At 73.2% G+C, this 14,807-nt stretch carries 13 protein-coding genes; 8 read left to right on the top strand and 5 right to left on the bottom strand.

Annotation, left to right across the window (positions count from 1 at the left end):
• Positions 1-20: 20 nt before the first annotated feature.
• On the top strand, positions 21-1,502 hold the full coding sequence (gene der, locus AB0C59_RS05255; protein WP_363001187.1) for a ribosome biogenesis GTPase Der: 1,482 nt from the start codon (positions 21-23) through the stop codon (positions 1,500-1,502).
• 72 nt (positions 1,503-1,574) lie between these two features.
• On the opposite strand, the gene AB0C59_RS05250 is transcribed toward der, so the two are convergent.
• Both AB0C59_RS05250 and AB0C59_RS05245 read right to left on the bottom strand, forming a co-directional pair.
• Entirely contained in the window at positions 1,575-2,072 is a 498-nt protein-coding gene (locus AB0C59_RS05250) for a hypothetical protein (RefSeq protein ID WP_363001185.1), read from the bottom strand.
• 195 nt (positions 2,073-2,267) lie between these two features.
• Positions 2,268-3,125, bottom strand: coding sequence for a hypothetical protein (locus AB0C59_RS05245; RefSeq protein ID WP_363001183.1), 858 nt, complete (start codon positions 3,123-3,125; stop codon positions 2,268-2,270).
• Positions 3,126-3,666: 541 nt separating this feature from the next.
• On the opposite strand from AB0C59_RS05245, the gene AB0C59_RS05240 reads away from it, so the two are divergent.
• The 3 genes from AB0C59_RS05240 (at position 3,667) to AB0C59_RS05230 (ending at position 6,027) form a co-directional block, all read left to right on the top strand.
• Positions 3,667-4,395, top strand: coding sequence for a transglycosylase family protein (locus tag AB0C59_RS05240; protein WP_363001181.1), 729 nt, complete (start codon positions 3,667-3,669; stop codon positions 4,393-4,395).
• A gap of 175 nt (positions 4,396-4,570) precedes the next feature.
• Complete coding sequence (locus tag AB0C59_RS05235; RefSeq protein ID WP_363001179.1) at positions 4,571-5,386, top strand: hypothetical protein; 816 nt, start codon at positions 4,571-4,573, stop codon at positions 5,384-5,386.
• Positions 5,387-5,784: 398 nt separating this feature from the next.
• A complete protein-coding gene (locus AB0C59_RS05230; protein ID WP_363001177.1) occupies positions 5,785-6,027 on the top strand; it encodes an I78 family peptidase inhibitor in 243 nt (80 codons plus the stop codon).
• Between the two features lie 115 nt (positions 6,028-6,142).
• Here the strand turns inward: AB0C59_RS05230 and AB0C59_RS05225 are convergent, their stop codons facing one another.
• Positions 6,143-7,174, bottom strand: a complete 1,032-nt coding sequence (locus AB0C59_RS05225) for a phosphatase PAP2 family protein (RefSeq protein ID WP_363001175.1) — start codon at positions 7,172-7,174, stop codon at positions 6,143-6,145.
• A 210-nt stretch (positions 7,175-7,384) separates the two neighbouring features.
• Complete coding sequence (locus tag AB0C59_RS05220; RefSeq protein ID WP_363001173.1) at positions 7,385-8,584, bottom strand: glycosyltransferase family 39 protein; 1,200 nt, start codon at positions 8,582-8,584, stop codon at positions 7,385-7,387.
• Between the two features lie 263 nt (positions 8,585-8,847).
• Between AB0C59_RS05220 and AB0C59_RS05215 the strand changes: the two genes are divergently transcribed.
• Both AB0C59_RS05215 and AB0C59_RS05210 read left to right on the top strand, forming a co-directional pair.
• Entirely contained in the window at positions 8,848-10,482 is a 1,635-nt protein-coding gene (locus AB0C59_RS05215; RefSeq protein ID WP_363001171.1) for an MFS transporter, read from the top strand.
• Between the two features lie 107 nt (positions 10,483-10,589).
• Positions 10,590-11,783 carry an acyl-CoA dehydrogenase family protein gene (locus AB0C59_RS05210; RefSeq protein WP_363001169.1) on the top strand — a complete coding sequence of 398 codons (1,194 nt, stop codon included), beginning with the start codon at positions 10,590-10,592 and terminating at the stop codon, positions 11,781-11,783.
• A gap of 83 nt (positions 11,784-11,866) precedes the next feature.
• On the opposite strand, the gene AB0C59_RS05205 is transcribed toward AB0C59_RS05210, so the two are convergent.
• On the bottom strand, positions 11,867-12,304 hold the full coding sequence (locus AB0C59_RS05205) for a cell division protein SepF (protein WP_363001167.1): 438 nt from the start codon (positions 12,302-12,304) through the stop codon (positions 11,867-11,869).
• A 298-nt stretch (positions 12,305-12,602) separates the two neighbouring features.
• Between AB0C59_RS05205 and AB0C59_RS05200 the strand changes: the two genes are divergently transcribed.
• Together AB0C59_RS05200 and AB0C59_RS05195 are read left to right on the top strand one after the other, a co-directional pair.
• Positions 12,603-13,844, top strand: a complete 1,242-nt coding sequence (locus AB0C59_RS05200; RefSeq protein WP_363001165.1) for a DUF5685 family protein — start codon at positions 12,603-12,605, stop codon at positions 13,842-13,844.
• An 84-nt stretch (positions 13,845-13,928) separates the two neighbouring features.
• On the top strand, positions 13,929-14,711 hold the full coding sequence (locus tag AB0C59_RS05195; RefSeq protein ID WP_363001163.1) for a DUF1684 domain-containing protein: 783 nt from the start codon (positions 13,929-13,931) through the stop codon (positions 14,709-14,711).
• The last annotated feature ends 96 nt before the right edge of the window (positions 14,712-14,807 follow it).

Genomic DNA, 14,807 nt, shown 5'->3' with positions numbered 1-14,807 from the left:
ATGAACGAGGTACGCACTTCATGAACGACCAGATCCAGCCCGACGGCTCGGCCGCGCACGAGCACGAGCACGGGGCACTCGGCGACGTCGAGTACGCGGAGTTCATGGAGCTCGCCGCGGAAGAGGGCTTCGACCTCGAGGACGTCGAGGGCGCCATCGAGGAGGCCGGGCACGGCCCGCTGCCCGTGCTCGCGGTGGTCGGGCGCCCCAACGTCGGCAAGTCGACCCTGGTGAACCGGATCATCGGCCGCCGCGAGGCCGTGGTCGAGGACAAGCCCGGCGTCACCCGCGACCGTGTCACCTACGAGGCCGAGTGGGCGGGCCGCCGCTTCAAGGTCGTGGACACCGGCGGCTGGGAGCAGGACGTCCTCGGTATCGACGCCTCGGTGGCCACTCAGGCGGAGTACGCGATCGAGGCGGCCGACGCGGTCGTCTTCGTGGTCGACGCCAAGGTCGGCGCGACCGACACCGACGCTGCGGTCGTCCGGCTGCTGCGCAAGGCCGGCAAGCCCGTGGTGCTGTGCGCCAACAAGGTCGACGGCCAGAGCGGCGAGTCCGACGCGACCCACCTGTGGAACCTCGGCCTCGGCGAGCCCCACCCCGTCTCGGCCCTCCACGGCCGCGGCACCGGCGACATGCTGGACGCCGTCCTGGAGGCCCTGCCCGAGGCGCCCGTCCAGACCTTCGGCGCCGGCGGGATCGGCGGTCCGCGCCGGATCGCCCTGATCGGCCGCCCCAACGTCGGCAAGTCGTCCCTGCTGAACAAGGTCGCGGGCGAAGAGCGCGTCGTCGTCAACGAACTCGCCGGGACCACCCGCGACCCGGTCGACGAGCTCATCGAACTCGGCGGTGTGACCTGGAAGTTCGTGGACACGGCCGGCATCCGCAAGCGCGTCCACCTCCAGCAGGGCGCGGACTACTACGCCTCGCTGCGCACCGCGGCCGCCGTGGAGAAGGCCGAGGTCGCCGTCGTGCTGATCGACGGCTCCGAGAGCATCTCCATCCAGGACCAGCGCATCCTCTCCATGGCGGTGGACGCGGGCCGCGCGATCGTCCTCGCCTTCAACAAGTGGGACACCCTGGACGAGGAGCGCCGCTACTACCTGGAGCGGGAGATCGAGACCGAGCTGGGCCAGGTCGCCTGGGCGCCGCGGGTCAACGTCTCGGCGCGCACCGGGCGCCACATGGAGAAGCTGGTCCCGGCGATCGAGACCGCGCTCGCCGGCTGGGAGACCCGGGTGCCCACGGGCCGCCTCAACGCCTTCCTGGGCGAACTGGTCTCCGCGCATCCGCACCCGGTCCGCGGAGGCAAGCAGCCCCGCATCCTCTTCGGCACCCAGGCGGGCACCAAGCCGCCGCGGTTCGTGCTCTTCGCCTCCGGCTTCATCGAGGCGGGCTACCGCCGCTTCATCGAGCGGCGCCTGCGCGAGGAGTTCGGCTTCGACGGGTCGCCGATCCACATCTCCGTCCGCGTGCGCGAGAAGCGCAGCAAGAAGAAGTGACCCGCGTGACGTGACCGGGAAAGGGGCGGCTCCCTCGGGAGCCGCCCCTTTCCCGTGCCGTCTCCGTGCCGCTCACAGCCCTCTGCGCGGGGCCGGCGGCAGCGCGGGCACATGCTGCATGCCGCGCCGCGCCACCTGCTGCCAGACCCCCTTCTGCGTCTCCGGGGCGCCGTGCCCGGCGACCGGTCGGCCGGCGCCGTGCTGCGGGGCGGTCTGGCGCGCGCCGTGGGCACCGAGGGCGCTGTACGAGCCCGTCGCGTAGGAGCCGGTCCCGTAGGTGCCCGTGTCGTACGCGCCCGTCCCGTACGACCCCGCGGCTCCCGAGGAGTAGGAGCCGGAGTCGTACGCGCCCGGGTCGTGCGCGACGGCGGAGAAGTCGGAGAACGCCCTGAAGGCCATGTCCTGCTCGCCGCCGCGGTCGCCCGGAAGCGTCCTGAAGGCCCTGACGTACTCGGCGCACAGGGCGTCGTAGATCGGCGTGGTCGAGAACCCTCCGGACGGGTCCTGACCTGCCCGTCCGGAGGGGATCGGCTGGTAGGTCTGGCGATGGGGGGCGTCGTATGCGTGCACGTAGGTGCCAACGACCCCGCCGTCCGGGAGATGCGGGCAATTCATGCACTTCCTGGGCAATTGGGGCGCCCTTCGCCCGGTGCGCCGCACCCCCGTCCGGGCATGCCGGACCGCGCGCCGGCCGTGGGGGGTCGGCGCCCCGGGCACGGCTCGCACGCGGTCGGGTGTGGGCCCGGCGGGGGAGGGGGCTGCGGCTCAGGTGCCCGCGAGCGGCAGCGCGGCGGCCACGAGCTTTCCGTTGGCGGCCGCCTTGTCCAGCGCGTCGCGCAGCAGGTCCTCGCGGGGCTGGCGGCCGATCGAGCCGACCGGCGCGGCGAACAGCAGCACCTGCTGGTGCTTGTTGGCGGCGGCCCGCCAGCCGTCGGTGACCTGGAGCGGCTGGTGCGCCTGCCACCAGGCGACGGGCTGCCCGCCGTAGGCGCCGGGCTGGAGCACCGCGTGCAGTTGGCCGACGGCGAGCAGCACCGACCAGCCGTGCAGCACCGGCGGCACCGCGTCGATGAGGGTGAGCGGCATGAAGCCCTGCTCGATCAGCAGGGGCAGGAAGTCGTCGCCCGCGCTGATGGTGCCCGGGCGGGCGATCGGCGCGGTCGGCTCCACGACGAGCGCCGGATGCAGTTCCCCGGAGATGAGGACGAGCCCACTGGTGACGCCCAGCACCGCCTGCTCGGGCGCGGGGGCCTGGGTGTGCGTGTGGGCCGGGGCGTGCGTCTGGGCGTGGGCGGAGTACCCGTACCCCCCGTCGGCGGGGGCCGGGGCCGGGGCGGGGACGCCGCGGTCGGCGGCGAAGGAGCGTACGGCGCCCTGGAGCTGCTCCTCGGTGACCTGGACGACCTGGGAGGGCAGGCAGGTGGCGTGGGCGAAGGCCAGGACGGCGGTCTCCTCGCCGATGAAGAGGACGGTGCTGGTGCGCTCCTGTGCGGAGTCGCCCGGAGTCCGGCAGGAGGTGCAGTCGTAACTGCCCGGGGCGTTCTCTCCGGCGAGCAGCCGGTCGGCTTCTTCGTCGCCGATCTCGGCGCGTACGGCGTCGCTGAGGTCGAGCATGCGCGGCACGGGTGGCTCCCTCGGGATGCGGTGCGTGGCGGTGCCGGGTGGCTTCCCGGCCCATGAGTCCGGTGGTCCCCGGCTCATGAAGATGACAACGGGCGATCTGTGGCCGGAGTCACGCTCGGGAGCGAACGGAATCGAACCATCCGACGCGTTCGGTGAGGACGCCCGCGGAATTCGTCACTCAGCGTCAACTGGCGGGTTGGTCAAGAGAGTTGGTGACGTGAAGTGACTCACAGATCACGCGGGGGCGTGGTTGATAAGTCATGAAATAGGCACATCAAGTGGGTGTCCGGAAATCGCCGATACCTCGGGTAACCACGAACTGGCCTGGAGCGACGGGTAGTTGGTTGAGTCGGGCGGCCGACCTCCATAGATTCCTCCGCCGTGTGCAACGAGCACCGCCCGGGTACGTCCACCGGCCGCGCCGCACAGCCGGCGCGCGGTCACCATCTCCGGTGGACGGGGCGGAGCGCGCCGACCCGCGATCTCCCGCGGGCCGACGTGTCCGCCTTGGGGGACCTCGGGTTCGTGGAGAGGGAACTACATGTCTGAATGTGCCGATAGCACCCGCGGCAAGCGCACCACCCGTACGACCGGTACGGCCCGAACGACGGCGGTCCTCGCCGGGGCGGCCCTGCTCGCCCCGCTCGGACTGCTCGCCGCGACCGGCGACGCCACCGCGGCGGACGGCGGGGTGTGGGACCGCATCGCCCAGTGCGAGAGCGGCGGGAACTGGCACATCAACACCGGCAACGGCTACTACGGAGGACTCCAGTTCTCCGCCGGTACCTGGCGTGCGTACGGCGGCACCGCCTACGCCCCGAGTGCCGCCGACGCGTCCAGGGACGCGCAGATCGCCGTGGCCACCAAGGTCCAGCACGCACAGGGCTGGGGGGCGTGGCCCGTCTGCTCGGGGCGCGCGGGAGCCTCCGGCGGCGCGCCCGAGGCGTCGGGCGCCTCGGCGGGGACGCGCGTCCCCAGAGACGGCGCCCTGGAGACCACGCGGTCGCGGCGGACGTCGCCGAGCGCGTCGGAACGGACCTCGAACGGCACGTCCCGGCACACCTCCGAGCCGTCGACCGCGTCGCACGCCCCCACGGAGCACGCCGCCCGAGGGGCGTCCCGCGGCGATTACACGGTGCGGGAGGGCGACACCCTCAGCGTCATCGCGGCACGGCACCAGACCACCTGGCGTGAGCTGTACACCCGGAACAGGGACGTCATCGGCGGCGACCCCGACCTGATCATGCCCGGGCAGCGGCTCGACCTCTGACCCGGAGCCGGTCCTCGGGCCCCGGAGCCGCCACGGCGCTCCGGGGCCCGAGGGCGTTCGCACGAGCGGCGGCCCCATGTCCGTCGCGCGGGCCTTCTCGCCGAACAGCGCGCAGGAGCCGCCCGTCCGTGGCAGGCTGGGAGAACGGCAAGGGAGGCTGAGCCGGAGCGCGCGCATGATGACGAAGGGCCCGCGGACCGGGCGGAAGGGTGAACCCCCGCCCCTGAGTGCCGACAGCGTCGCGGACACCGCGGGAGGGCTTACGTTCGACATCGCCTGCACCGGTGACACCCGCGCCGCCCACCTCGTGCTGCGCCGTGGCGACGGCGAGGAGGTCGCGCTGCCGCTTGCACCGGCCGAGCCCGGCCGGCTGCGCGCCGCCCTGCCCAGCAGCGTCGACCTGCCCGAGGGCCGCTGGGACGCCTACGCGATCTTCGCCGACGGCGCGCCGCACCGCCTCGCGCCGGGCGTCACGGATCTGCGGGCTCTCGCGGGCCGCGTGCCCGGCGAGGCGTCCGCCCGGATCGCCGTCCGCATTCCCTACGCCACCGAGGAGGGCACGGTCGCCGTCCGCAGCTGGCTGCGCGCCCCGCACGCGGAGGCGGCGGAACTGCGGGTCGGCGAGAACGGGTTGAAGGTGAGCGGCCGGGTGTACGGCACGGGCCTGGCCCCGCAGGCCTACGCCGAGGTGCGCGAGCGCGGCGGCCCCCAGGCCGTCCTGCGCGCCGAGGTGACCGGTGGGGAGGCGGAGTTCGGCTTCACGGTGCGCTACGCGCCGCTCGCCCCCGGGATCTGGGACCTGTGGTTGCGACCCGCCGGGGAGGAGGGGCCCCGGGTGAGGATCGCGCGGCTGCTCGACGACGTCGCGGACAAGGAGCCGGTGTTCCGCTACCCGAGGGCGGCGGTCAGCGCCGAGCACGGCGAGGTGGAGGCCTGGCCGTACTTCACGGTCGACAACGACCTCTCGGTGACGGTCAGCGCCGTGCGCTGAGCGGATTCGTGAGGGTGATTCATGTCATGCCTCTCGAACGGGTGTCGCAGCACGACAGGGGCGCCGGCGGGGCCGCGGGGGCGCCGGGGATTGCGTGCCGGGATCGTGCGCTTCTTATGCGCGACTTATGCGTGGTCGAATGGTGATCTCCTTCCCGAACGGCCGGGAATTGATCCCCCGTGAACTCGCCGAGGTCTTTCCCGCGCTTTTACGGGCAAGGCGCTCCGAATTGCGTTCGAGGGGGTGCGCGGCGCGCGCGGAACCGCCCGTACGTGTGACACCCCCGAAGGGGGGCGGGCGTCGTGGTTCTGTGACAGAAGCGTGACCGGTCGGGGATGTGGGGCGGGAGCGGTGGCTCTGCGCTTCCACCGTGCGGGCGGGCCGCCTAACGTGGCGGTATGGCACCCGATCCCATCCCAGGAACCCCAGGAAGCCCGCGAACCCCTGGCCCCGAGCCCGACGACACCCCGGAGAGCTACGTCGGCCTGGACGCGGAGCGGGCCGAGCGGCTCGCCCGCGACCGGGGCTGGAGCGCGGTGCGCTCCCTGGCGCCGGGCACGATCATCACCATGGAGTACCGCGCGGGACGGCTGAACTTCGAGGTCGTGGACGGCACGGTGAGCCGCTGCTGGAAGGGCTGAGCGCCCCGGCACACGGCGAAGGCCCCGGCTCGGTGTGAGCCGGGGCCTTCGCCCTGCGCGGGGGAGTGCGTGTACCGATCCCGCGTCCGTCCGTTCGCCGCCTGCGCGGCCGCGCTCAGCCGCCGGCCAGGGGCCGGGCCGGCGCGGTGCCGCGCGGCAGCCGGTCCGGGTGCGGCGGGCGGCGGCTGCCCGCCGGGGTGACCGGGGTGCGCTCGCCTCTGCTCGTGTGCGGGCCCGGCGCCATATGGGCCGTCGAGCGCGACGCGCGGGCGGCGCCGACCGGTTCGAGGACCGGGACGTCCTCGTTCCGGGCCGGATGCGCGGCCAGGGCGGCCGGGTGCGCCCCGACCGAAGACGCACCCACCGGTGCGGGCACCGGCGCGGTGGCACGGCGGGAGCGGCTGCGGTCGCGGACCGCGAGGATCTCCGTCTCGGCCCGGGCGATCAGAGGCTCGCACCAGGGCAGCGCCAGCATGATCAGCAGCCCCGCGGCCCAGCCGAGGAGCACGTCGCTCAGCCAGTGCGTACCGAGGTAGACCGTGGTCAGGCCGACGCCCAGCGAGGTCACCGCGGAGAGCGCGGACAGCCAGCGTCTGGCCCGCGGCGTCGAGGCCAGATAGGCCAGGATGCCCCAGGTCACCACGGCGTTGGCGGTGTGACCCGAGGGAAATATATCGCCGCCTCGCCACATCTCGTTCGAGCCGATGACGGTCGCGTAGTGCGGCCCCAGGCGGCCCATCCCGTACTTGGCGGCGCCGACGGTGATGTTGAGCAGCAGTAGCGCGGTGCCCAGGGTGAGCAGCGGTCGCAGGGTGTGCTGGCGCCAGGAGCGCCAGCCGAGCCACGAGGCGACCATCACCGCGGTGGGGCCGCGCTGGCCGAGCACCACGTAGTAGTCGAGGAACGCGTGGATCTGCGGCCACTGCTGGTACGGCCGGAAGAACATGACCTGCCAGTCGAGCCGGACCAGCCAGGAGGAGACCACGACGGCCCACACGATCGCCGTGTAGAAGGCCAGCGTCGCCGAGAACAGCACCACCCGGTGCCGGCTCATCCTGGGCACGTCGATGTGAGCCGGTCGTTCCGGCTCACGGTCCAACCGGGCGAAGACCCGGTCCAGACGGCTCAGCTTTCGTTCGGTACGCACTCAATCGACGTTACAGCGAGTGAGCTGCGGGCCCAGCCGAATCACCGGGTTTGTGATGACGATGTGATGTGGGATTCCTCTCAACAGGGCGCTGAATTCTAAGGATTTCGTCATCACCGGCGTGTCCTTCGTTCAATTCCATTGACGGATGGCGGGGCGCGTTTAATGCGCATTGCCTATTCGTTCACCGAATGCCGGGGCGCACCGCGATCAGGGCGGTCCGGAGCCGTTCAGCCAGAACGCCCCGTAGACGGCACCGGCCACCGCGATCGAGCCGAGCACCGCCGCCGCACGCGCCGGGCGCATCCGGGCCGCCGGCCGGGCGAGGGGCAGCAGCAGGGGGAACGCGGGCATCAGGAGGCGGGGCTTGGAGCCGAAGTAGCTGGAGGCGCAGAGCGCGAGCGCCAGGACGACGCCCGCGTACACGAGCAGCGGCAGCGGCTGCCGCTGCCGTACGCACACGACGTACAGCCACAGGACCAGCACCACCCCGACGACCAGTCCGACCCCGGCCGCCGCGGACGGCAGGGAGGTGAACCTGGCGGCGACGAAGCGGGCGAAGGCGTAGCCGCCGTCGAAGCCGTTGCGCCAGCCCGCCTGAACGTCGAGATAGCCGAGCGGGCCCCGGCCGGTGCGCCGGCCGACCCACAGGACGTACCCGGCCGCGCCGAGCGGGGCGAGCAGCACACCCACCGCCCGGCGCGCCGACGCCCCCGACCGTCCGGCCCCCGCCGGCGCGCGTCCGCCCTCGTCCCGCACCCGGGCACGCCGCTCCCGCGCGTACGAGCAGAGCGCGCCCGCCCACACCGCCGCGACGACCGCCGCCCCCCCCGGGCGGGTCAGCCCCGCCAGCGAGGCCAGCGCGCCCGCCGTCACCCAGCGGCCGGTGATCGTCGCGTACAGGGCCCAGGCGGCGAGCGCGGTGAACAGGGACTCGCTGTACGCCATCGACTGCACGACACCCACCGGCAGCACCGCCCACAGCACGGCCGCACAGACTCCCACCCGGCGCCCGTACAGCCGGTCGGCGACGGCGAAGATCCCCCAGGCCGCGGCGAGCGAGGCGAGCGCCGAGACGAGCAGTCCCGCGTCGGCGTACGACAGCGGGGTCAGCGCCGCGCCGAGCCGCTCCAGCCAGGGCAGCAGCGGGAAGAAGGCGAGGTCGCGATGCACGTCGCCGTTCGGCAGGCGCACCTCGTAGCCGTATCCGCCCGCCGCGACCCGGCTGTACCAGAGCGAGTCCCAGCGGGCGGACAGCAGCGTGTGCGCACGGGCGCCGCGCGCCGCGCTCCACACCGCGAGCACGACAAGGCCCAGGGCGCGGACGGCCGCGTACCCGAGCAGAGCGGGAGCGGCCCGGCGCGCGGCGGTCAGGAGGGGAGGCTCCGGGCGCGTTCCAAGATCGGTCACGCGCTCGATTATCGAGGGCGGACGGAACCGGGGCCGTCAGCGGCGCCGTGACGCACGGGGAACGCGTGGCGTACACCACATGCCCTGCGAGGGGACGTGAGAGGTCCACCACGCGACGCCGAAGGGGACTCGCGTACGCTGTCGACTCACTCGTTTCGTGGCGTGGCCCCGGAAGCACCGCTCCTCACGCTTCCGAGCGCAGCCGCGGGGAAGTCCCCACCCCGTGGATCCGCCGAAACGAGGGACACCTGGGAGGTACGTACATGTCCGGCACGACCGGGACGGCCTCGGCTGCCGTCCGGCTGCGCCGTCGGGCGGCCGGGGCCGGTGCCAACCGCTGGGTCGTACTCGTCGTCCTCTGCGTCAGCCTGCTGCTCGTCGCCGTCGACGCCACCGTGCTGCACGTCGCGATGCCCGCGGTCGCCGCGGACCTCGACCCGGGCAGCATCGAACTGCTCTGGATCGTCGACACCTACCCCCTGGTCTGCGCCTCGCTGCTGATCCTCTTCGGCACGCTCGGCGACCGGATCGGCCGCAGGCGGGTCCTGCTGCTCGGCTACGGCCTGTTCGGCATCGCCTCCGGACTCGCGGCCCTCGCCCGGGACCCGCAGCTGCTGATCGCGGCGCGGGCGCTGCTCGGCGTCGGCGGCGCGATGATCATGCCGGCGACGCTGTCCATCCTGCGCCATGTCTTCCCGGACCGCCGTGAACGGGCGCTCGCCATCGGCATCTGGAGCGCGGTGGCCGCGGTGGGGGCGGCCGTCGGACCCCTGCTGGGCGGCTTCCTGCTGGAGCACTTCTGGTGGGGCTCGGTCTTCCTCATCAACATCCCGCTGATGCTGGTCAGCCTCCCGGTCGGCCGACTGCTGCTGCCCGAGTCGAGAGGCGACGGCGACGGCCCCTGGGACGTGGCCGGCGCCCTCATGGCGGCGTTCGGCCTGTTCGGGATGGTCTTCGCGGTGAAGCGGCTCGGCGGCGGCGAGTCCCCGCTGAGCATGTTCACCCTGCTGCCCCTGGTGGCGGGCGGCGCCCTGCTGGCGGCCTTCGTGCGGCGCCAGCGGCGTCGCGCGCACCCCCTGGTCGACCTGCGGATGTTCGCACGTCCGGCGTTCAGCACCTCGGTCGGCTGCATCGTGCTGGCCATGCTGGCGCTGGTCGGCCTGGAACTGATCGCGGCCCAGTACCTGCAGCTGGTGCTGCACCTCTCGCCGCTCCGGACGGGACTGCGCCTGCTTCCGCTGACCTTCGCGGCGATGGCGGCCGGACTCCTCGGCTCGAAGATGCTGCACCGCTTCGGCCCGCGCCGCATGGTCGCCTCCGGCTTCTGCCTGACCGCCGCGGCGGTCCTCTTCCTGACGCAGATGGGCGGACGGGACGACACGGCCCTGCTGCTGTCCGGCTTCGTCCTGCTGGGCTTCGGCCTGGAGACCACGCTCTTCGGCGCCTACGAGTCGATGCTCAGCGAGGCACCCCAGGAGCAGGCCGGCGGGGCGGCGGCGATCGGCGAGACCTCCTACCAGCTCGGCGCGGGCATGGGCATCGCGCTGCTCGGCAGCGTCATGAACGCGGCGTACACGCCGGGCCTGTCGTCGGTGCCGGGGGTTCCGGCCGCGGCGTCCAGGGACGCGGGCCGTTCCCTGGGCGAGGCCTACGAGGTGGCCGGCCGGCTCGGCGGCGCACGGGGCGAGGCCCTGCGGCACGCGGCGCGGGACTCCTTCGTCCACGGCCTGCACGTGACGCTGCTGGTCAGTGCCGGGTTGCTGCTCCTGGGTGCGGTCATGGCGCTGCGGCTGCCGCGGATCATGAACTGCGAGACCCCGTCGCCGCCTCCGTCCGCGGCGGGCGCGACCGGGGTCCCCGCACCGCGCGAGGCCGCGGAGTCACGCGTCTCGGCCTGAGGCCCCGGGCGGCCGCCCGGTACTGGACGCGCGCGCGAACCCGTCGTACGGTCGGGCCGTCCGGTTCGGTTAGCGTTGCTAGTTTTCAGTGTCACGGAGGCTGCTCCATGTCCGCGTCCTCGACGATGCCGCCCTTCGACCCCGCAGATCCGCTCGGGATCGACGATCTGCTGGAGCCCGAGGACCTCGCGATCCGCGACAGCGTGCGCGGCTGGGCGGCCCGGAGTGTGCTGCCCCATGTCGCGGAGTGGTTCGAGAAGGGCGAGCTGCCCGGCGTGCGGGAGCTCGCCCGGGAGCTGGGCTCCCTCGGGGCGCTCGGCATGTCGCTCAGCGGCTACGGATGCGCCGGAGCCAGCGCCGTGCAGTACGGACTGGCCTGCCTGGAGGTGGAGGCCGCGGACTCCGGCCTGCGTTCGCTGATGTCCGTCCAGGGATCCCTCGCCATGTACGCGATCCACCGGTTCGGCAGCGAGGAGCAGAAGCAGCGCTGGCTGCCCGGGATGGCCGCCGGTGAACTCATCGGCTGCTTCGGGCTCACCGAGCCCGACATCGGCTCCGACCCCGCCTCCATGCGCACCCACGCCAAGCGCGACGCGGGCGGGGACTGGGTCCTCAGCGGACGCAAGATGTGGATCACCAACGGCTCCGTCGCCGATGTCGCCCTGGTGTGGGCCCGGACGGACGAGGGCATCCGCGGTTTCGTCGTCCCCACCGACCGCCCGGGCTTCTCCGCCCCGGAGATCAGGCACAAGTGGTCGCTGCGGGCCTCCGTCACCAGCGAACTCGTCCTGGACGACGTCCGGCTGCCCGCCGACGCCGTGCTGCCCGACGTCGTGGGGCTCAAGGGCCCGCTCAGCTGCCTCTCCCACGCCCGGTACGGGATCGTGTGGGGCGCCATGGGAGCGGCCAGGACCTGCCTGGAGACCGCCGTCGAGTACTCCAGGACCAGGGAGCAGTTCGGCCGCCCCATCGGCGGCTTCCAGCTCACCCAGGCCAAGCTGGCGGACATGGCGGTCGAACTGCACAAGGGGGTCCTGCTCGCCCACCACCTGGGGCGGCGGATGGACGCGGGGCGGCTGCGGCCCGAGCAGGTCAGCTTCGGCAAGCTCAACAACGTGCGGGAGGCGATCGAGATCTGCCGTACCGCGCGCACCATCCTCGGCGCCAACGGCATCTCGCTGGAGTACCCCGTGATGCGGCACGCCACCAACCTGGAGTCGGTGCTCACCTACGAGGGCACGGTGGAGATGCACCAACTCGTCCTGGGCAAGGCGCTGACCGGTCTCGACGCCTTTCGGTGACGGGCGACGGGTGACGGATGTCGGGCCCGCCGTGGGAGGCGGGGGCGGGCCCGAGACGGGCAGGGCCGCCAGGCGGCCCCGCCTCAGCTCTGGTTGAAGAAACCGTCCTTGCGACGGCCCTCGGGGTCGCCGCTGACGATCTCCGTGTGCGCGGGCGTCAGCAGGAAGACACGGGTGGAGACCCGGTCGATCGAACCGCGCAGACCGAAGATCAGCCCGGCCGCGAAGTCCACCACCCGCTTGGCGTCCCCCGCCTCCATGTTCGTGAGGTTCATGATGACCGGGACGCCGTCCCGGAACAGTTCGCCGATGACGCGGGCGTCCCGGAAGCTGTCCGGGGTGACCGTGCCGATCCGGCGGCCCTCCTCCTCGGCCGTGTCGGTGGCGATCTGCACACGGGGGTCGGTCACCCAGGCGTCGCCGTGCTCCTGGCCCTCGGCGTAGTCGTCGTCGTAGTAACGCTCGTCATCGTTGTCGTCGACGAGGCCGAGCCAGGCACTCGCCTTGCGTACTGATCCCATGGACGCCTCCTCTCACAGCGGTCTTCCTTCAAACGTTCCGCGGTCCGGTCCCATGGTCGTCCATGATGCGGATGCAGCGCCAAGGGGTTAGACACCTCACGGGGGTTTCGTGACGGTACTGGTGCACGACGCTGACGTCGAGAGCCCGGGCGCCCCAAGGGGCGTACCGTGTACGGCTGCTGACTAAGAGTGAAATAGGATCTTCGTCGGCGTTTGGGTGACGGCCGGTGCGTACGGGTGAACGAGGGGGCAGTTACGCTGCCACAGCTCAACGTCGTACCAGGCACGGGGGAGTTTTGTGTTCGGGATGGTCCGGCCCTGTCGGCACCGACTGACCAAGGGGCTCAGAAGCCAGTGGATGGCGCACCTCTGCGGGCTGTGCCTCGCGCTGCGCGGCGACCACGGGCAGCTCGCCCGGCTCGTCACCAACTACGACGGCCTGCTCGTCTCGGTTCTGACGGAGGCTCAGACGGGCCCGGCCGCCGAGGGCCGGCGCACCGCCGGGCCCTGCCCGCTGCGCGGCATGCGCACCGCCTCCGTCGCACGGGGCGAGGGGGCGCGGCTCGCGGCGGCCGTGTCGCTGGTGCTCGCCTCCGCCAAGATGCGCGACCACCTCGCCGACGGTGACGGACTGCTCGCGCGCCGCCCGATGGCCCTCGCCGCGCGCCGGGTGGCCGCGCGGTGGGACAGCGCCGGAGCGCGCACCGGCTCCGACGTCGGGTTCGACACCGCCGTGCTCGTGGCGGCCGTGGACCGCCAGGCCGGCATCGAGGCCCTGGCCGGTCCCGGCACCCCCCTGCTGACCGTCACCGAGCCGACCGAGACCGCCACCGCCGCGGCCTTCGCGCACACCGCGGTCCTCGCCGGGCGCCCCGGCAACGCCGGGCCGCTCGCCGAGGCGGGCCGGCTCTTCGGACGGCTCGCGCATCTGCTGGACGCGGTGGAGGACAGGCAGGCCGACGCCGCGTCGGGCGCCTGGAACCCGCTGACGGCCACCGGGACCTCCCTGGCCGAGGCGCGCCGTCTCGCCGACGACGCGCTGCGCGGGATACGTCTCGCGCTGCGCGACGCGGAGTTCACCGACGGGCACCTCGCGCATGTCCTGCTCGCGCACGAACTGCGCAACTCCGTGGACCGCGCCTTCGGTACGACGTCGTGCGCGCACCCGCCCGAGCTGTACGGACCGGCGCCGTCCGGACCCCACGCGCCCACCGGCCCGTACCCGCCCGGCGACCCGCACGCACCCGGCGGCCCCCCAGGCCCGGGCGGCCCCGGTGGGCCGCCTCGGCCGCCCCGCCGGGGGCGCGGACTGCTCGCGGGCTGTGCCGTCTGGCTGGGCCTCGCCTGCACCTGCCAGATGTGCTGCGGAACCTATGAGGACCCCTGGACCAGGCAGCGCAAGGAGGGGTTCTGCCAGGACTGCGGTGACTGCTGCGACTGCTGCGAGGGCTGTGGGGAGTGCTGCTCGTGCGGCAACGACTGCGGGAACTGCTGCGACGGCTGTGACTGCTGCGACTGCGGGTGCGACTGCGGCTGCTGAGCGGCCGCCGGCCCCGGCGGCGCACCGCCATCGCGTCGCGCCCGTGCGCCGGGACGGGGCCCGTCGTGTGCGAGGGTTCCTCACATGACGACGGACGCATCCGACGAGTGGAAGCAGTGGCACGAGCACCGCACCGCACAGGTGTCCGCGCCCTATGGGCCGCTCGCCCTGACCGGCACCCACTGGCTGGAGGACTGCCCCGAGGGGGAGGTCCCGGGTGTCCCGGGGCGATGGACCGCCGACGACGGCGCGGTGCTCCTGACCGCCGCCGAGTACGACGGCCTGACCCTCGACGGCGAGCCGTTCACCGGGAGGGTCCGGCTCGAGGCCGACCCGGGCCCGGTGACCGCGGCCCGGGTCGCGACCGGTGAGCGCCGGCTGGTCGTCCTCGTGCGCGAGGGCGAGTGGGGGGTGCGCGTCTACGACCCCGCCGCCCCGGCACGCCGGGCCTTCAAGGGCATCGACGCCACACCCCACGACCCGCGCTGGATCGTCGAGGGCCACTTCACCCCGTACGGGGAGCACCGCACGGTGCACGTGGAGAACGCCGACGGGCGGCACCGCGGGCTCGCCCTCGGCGGTGTCCTCGCGTTCACCCTGGACGAGCAGGACCTCACGCTCCAGGTGTCGGTGGACGACGACGGCTCGCTGTGGGCCGTCTTCGCCGACTCCACCAGCCGGGAGAGCAGTTACCGCTTCCGGTTCCTGCGCCCGCCCGCGCCGGACGGCGACGGGCGCACGACGGTGGACCTCAACCGCGCCCTGCTCCCGCCGTGCGCCTTCAGCGACCACTTCGTCTGCCCCTTCCCCCCGCCCGGCAACACGTTGGGCGTCGCGATCGAGGCGGGGGAGCGGACCCTGCGCTGAGGGCCGTCCCGCGATCCCCACCCCGCCCTCCCCACCCTCCCCGGGACCTGGGTCAGTTGAACGCTGCACGGCCGAAAGCGTCCTTGTGCCCGTCGG

The organism is Streptomyces sp. NPDC048664, assembly GCF_040650555.1.
GTDB lineage: Bacteria > Actinomycetota > Actinomycetes > Streptomycetales > Streptomycetaceae > Streptomyces.
The sequence above is the reverse complement of the archived record's forward strand: the minus strand, read 5'-3'. Positions and strand labels throughout refer to the sequence as shown.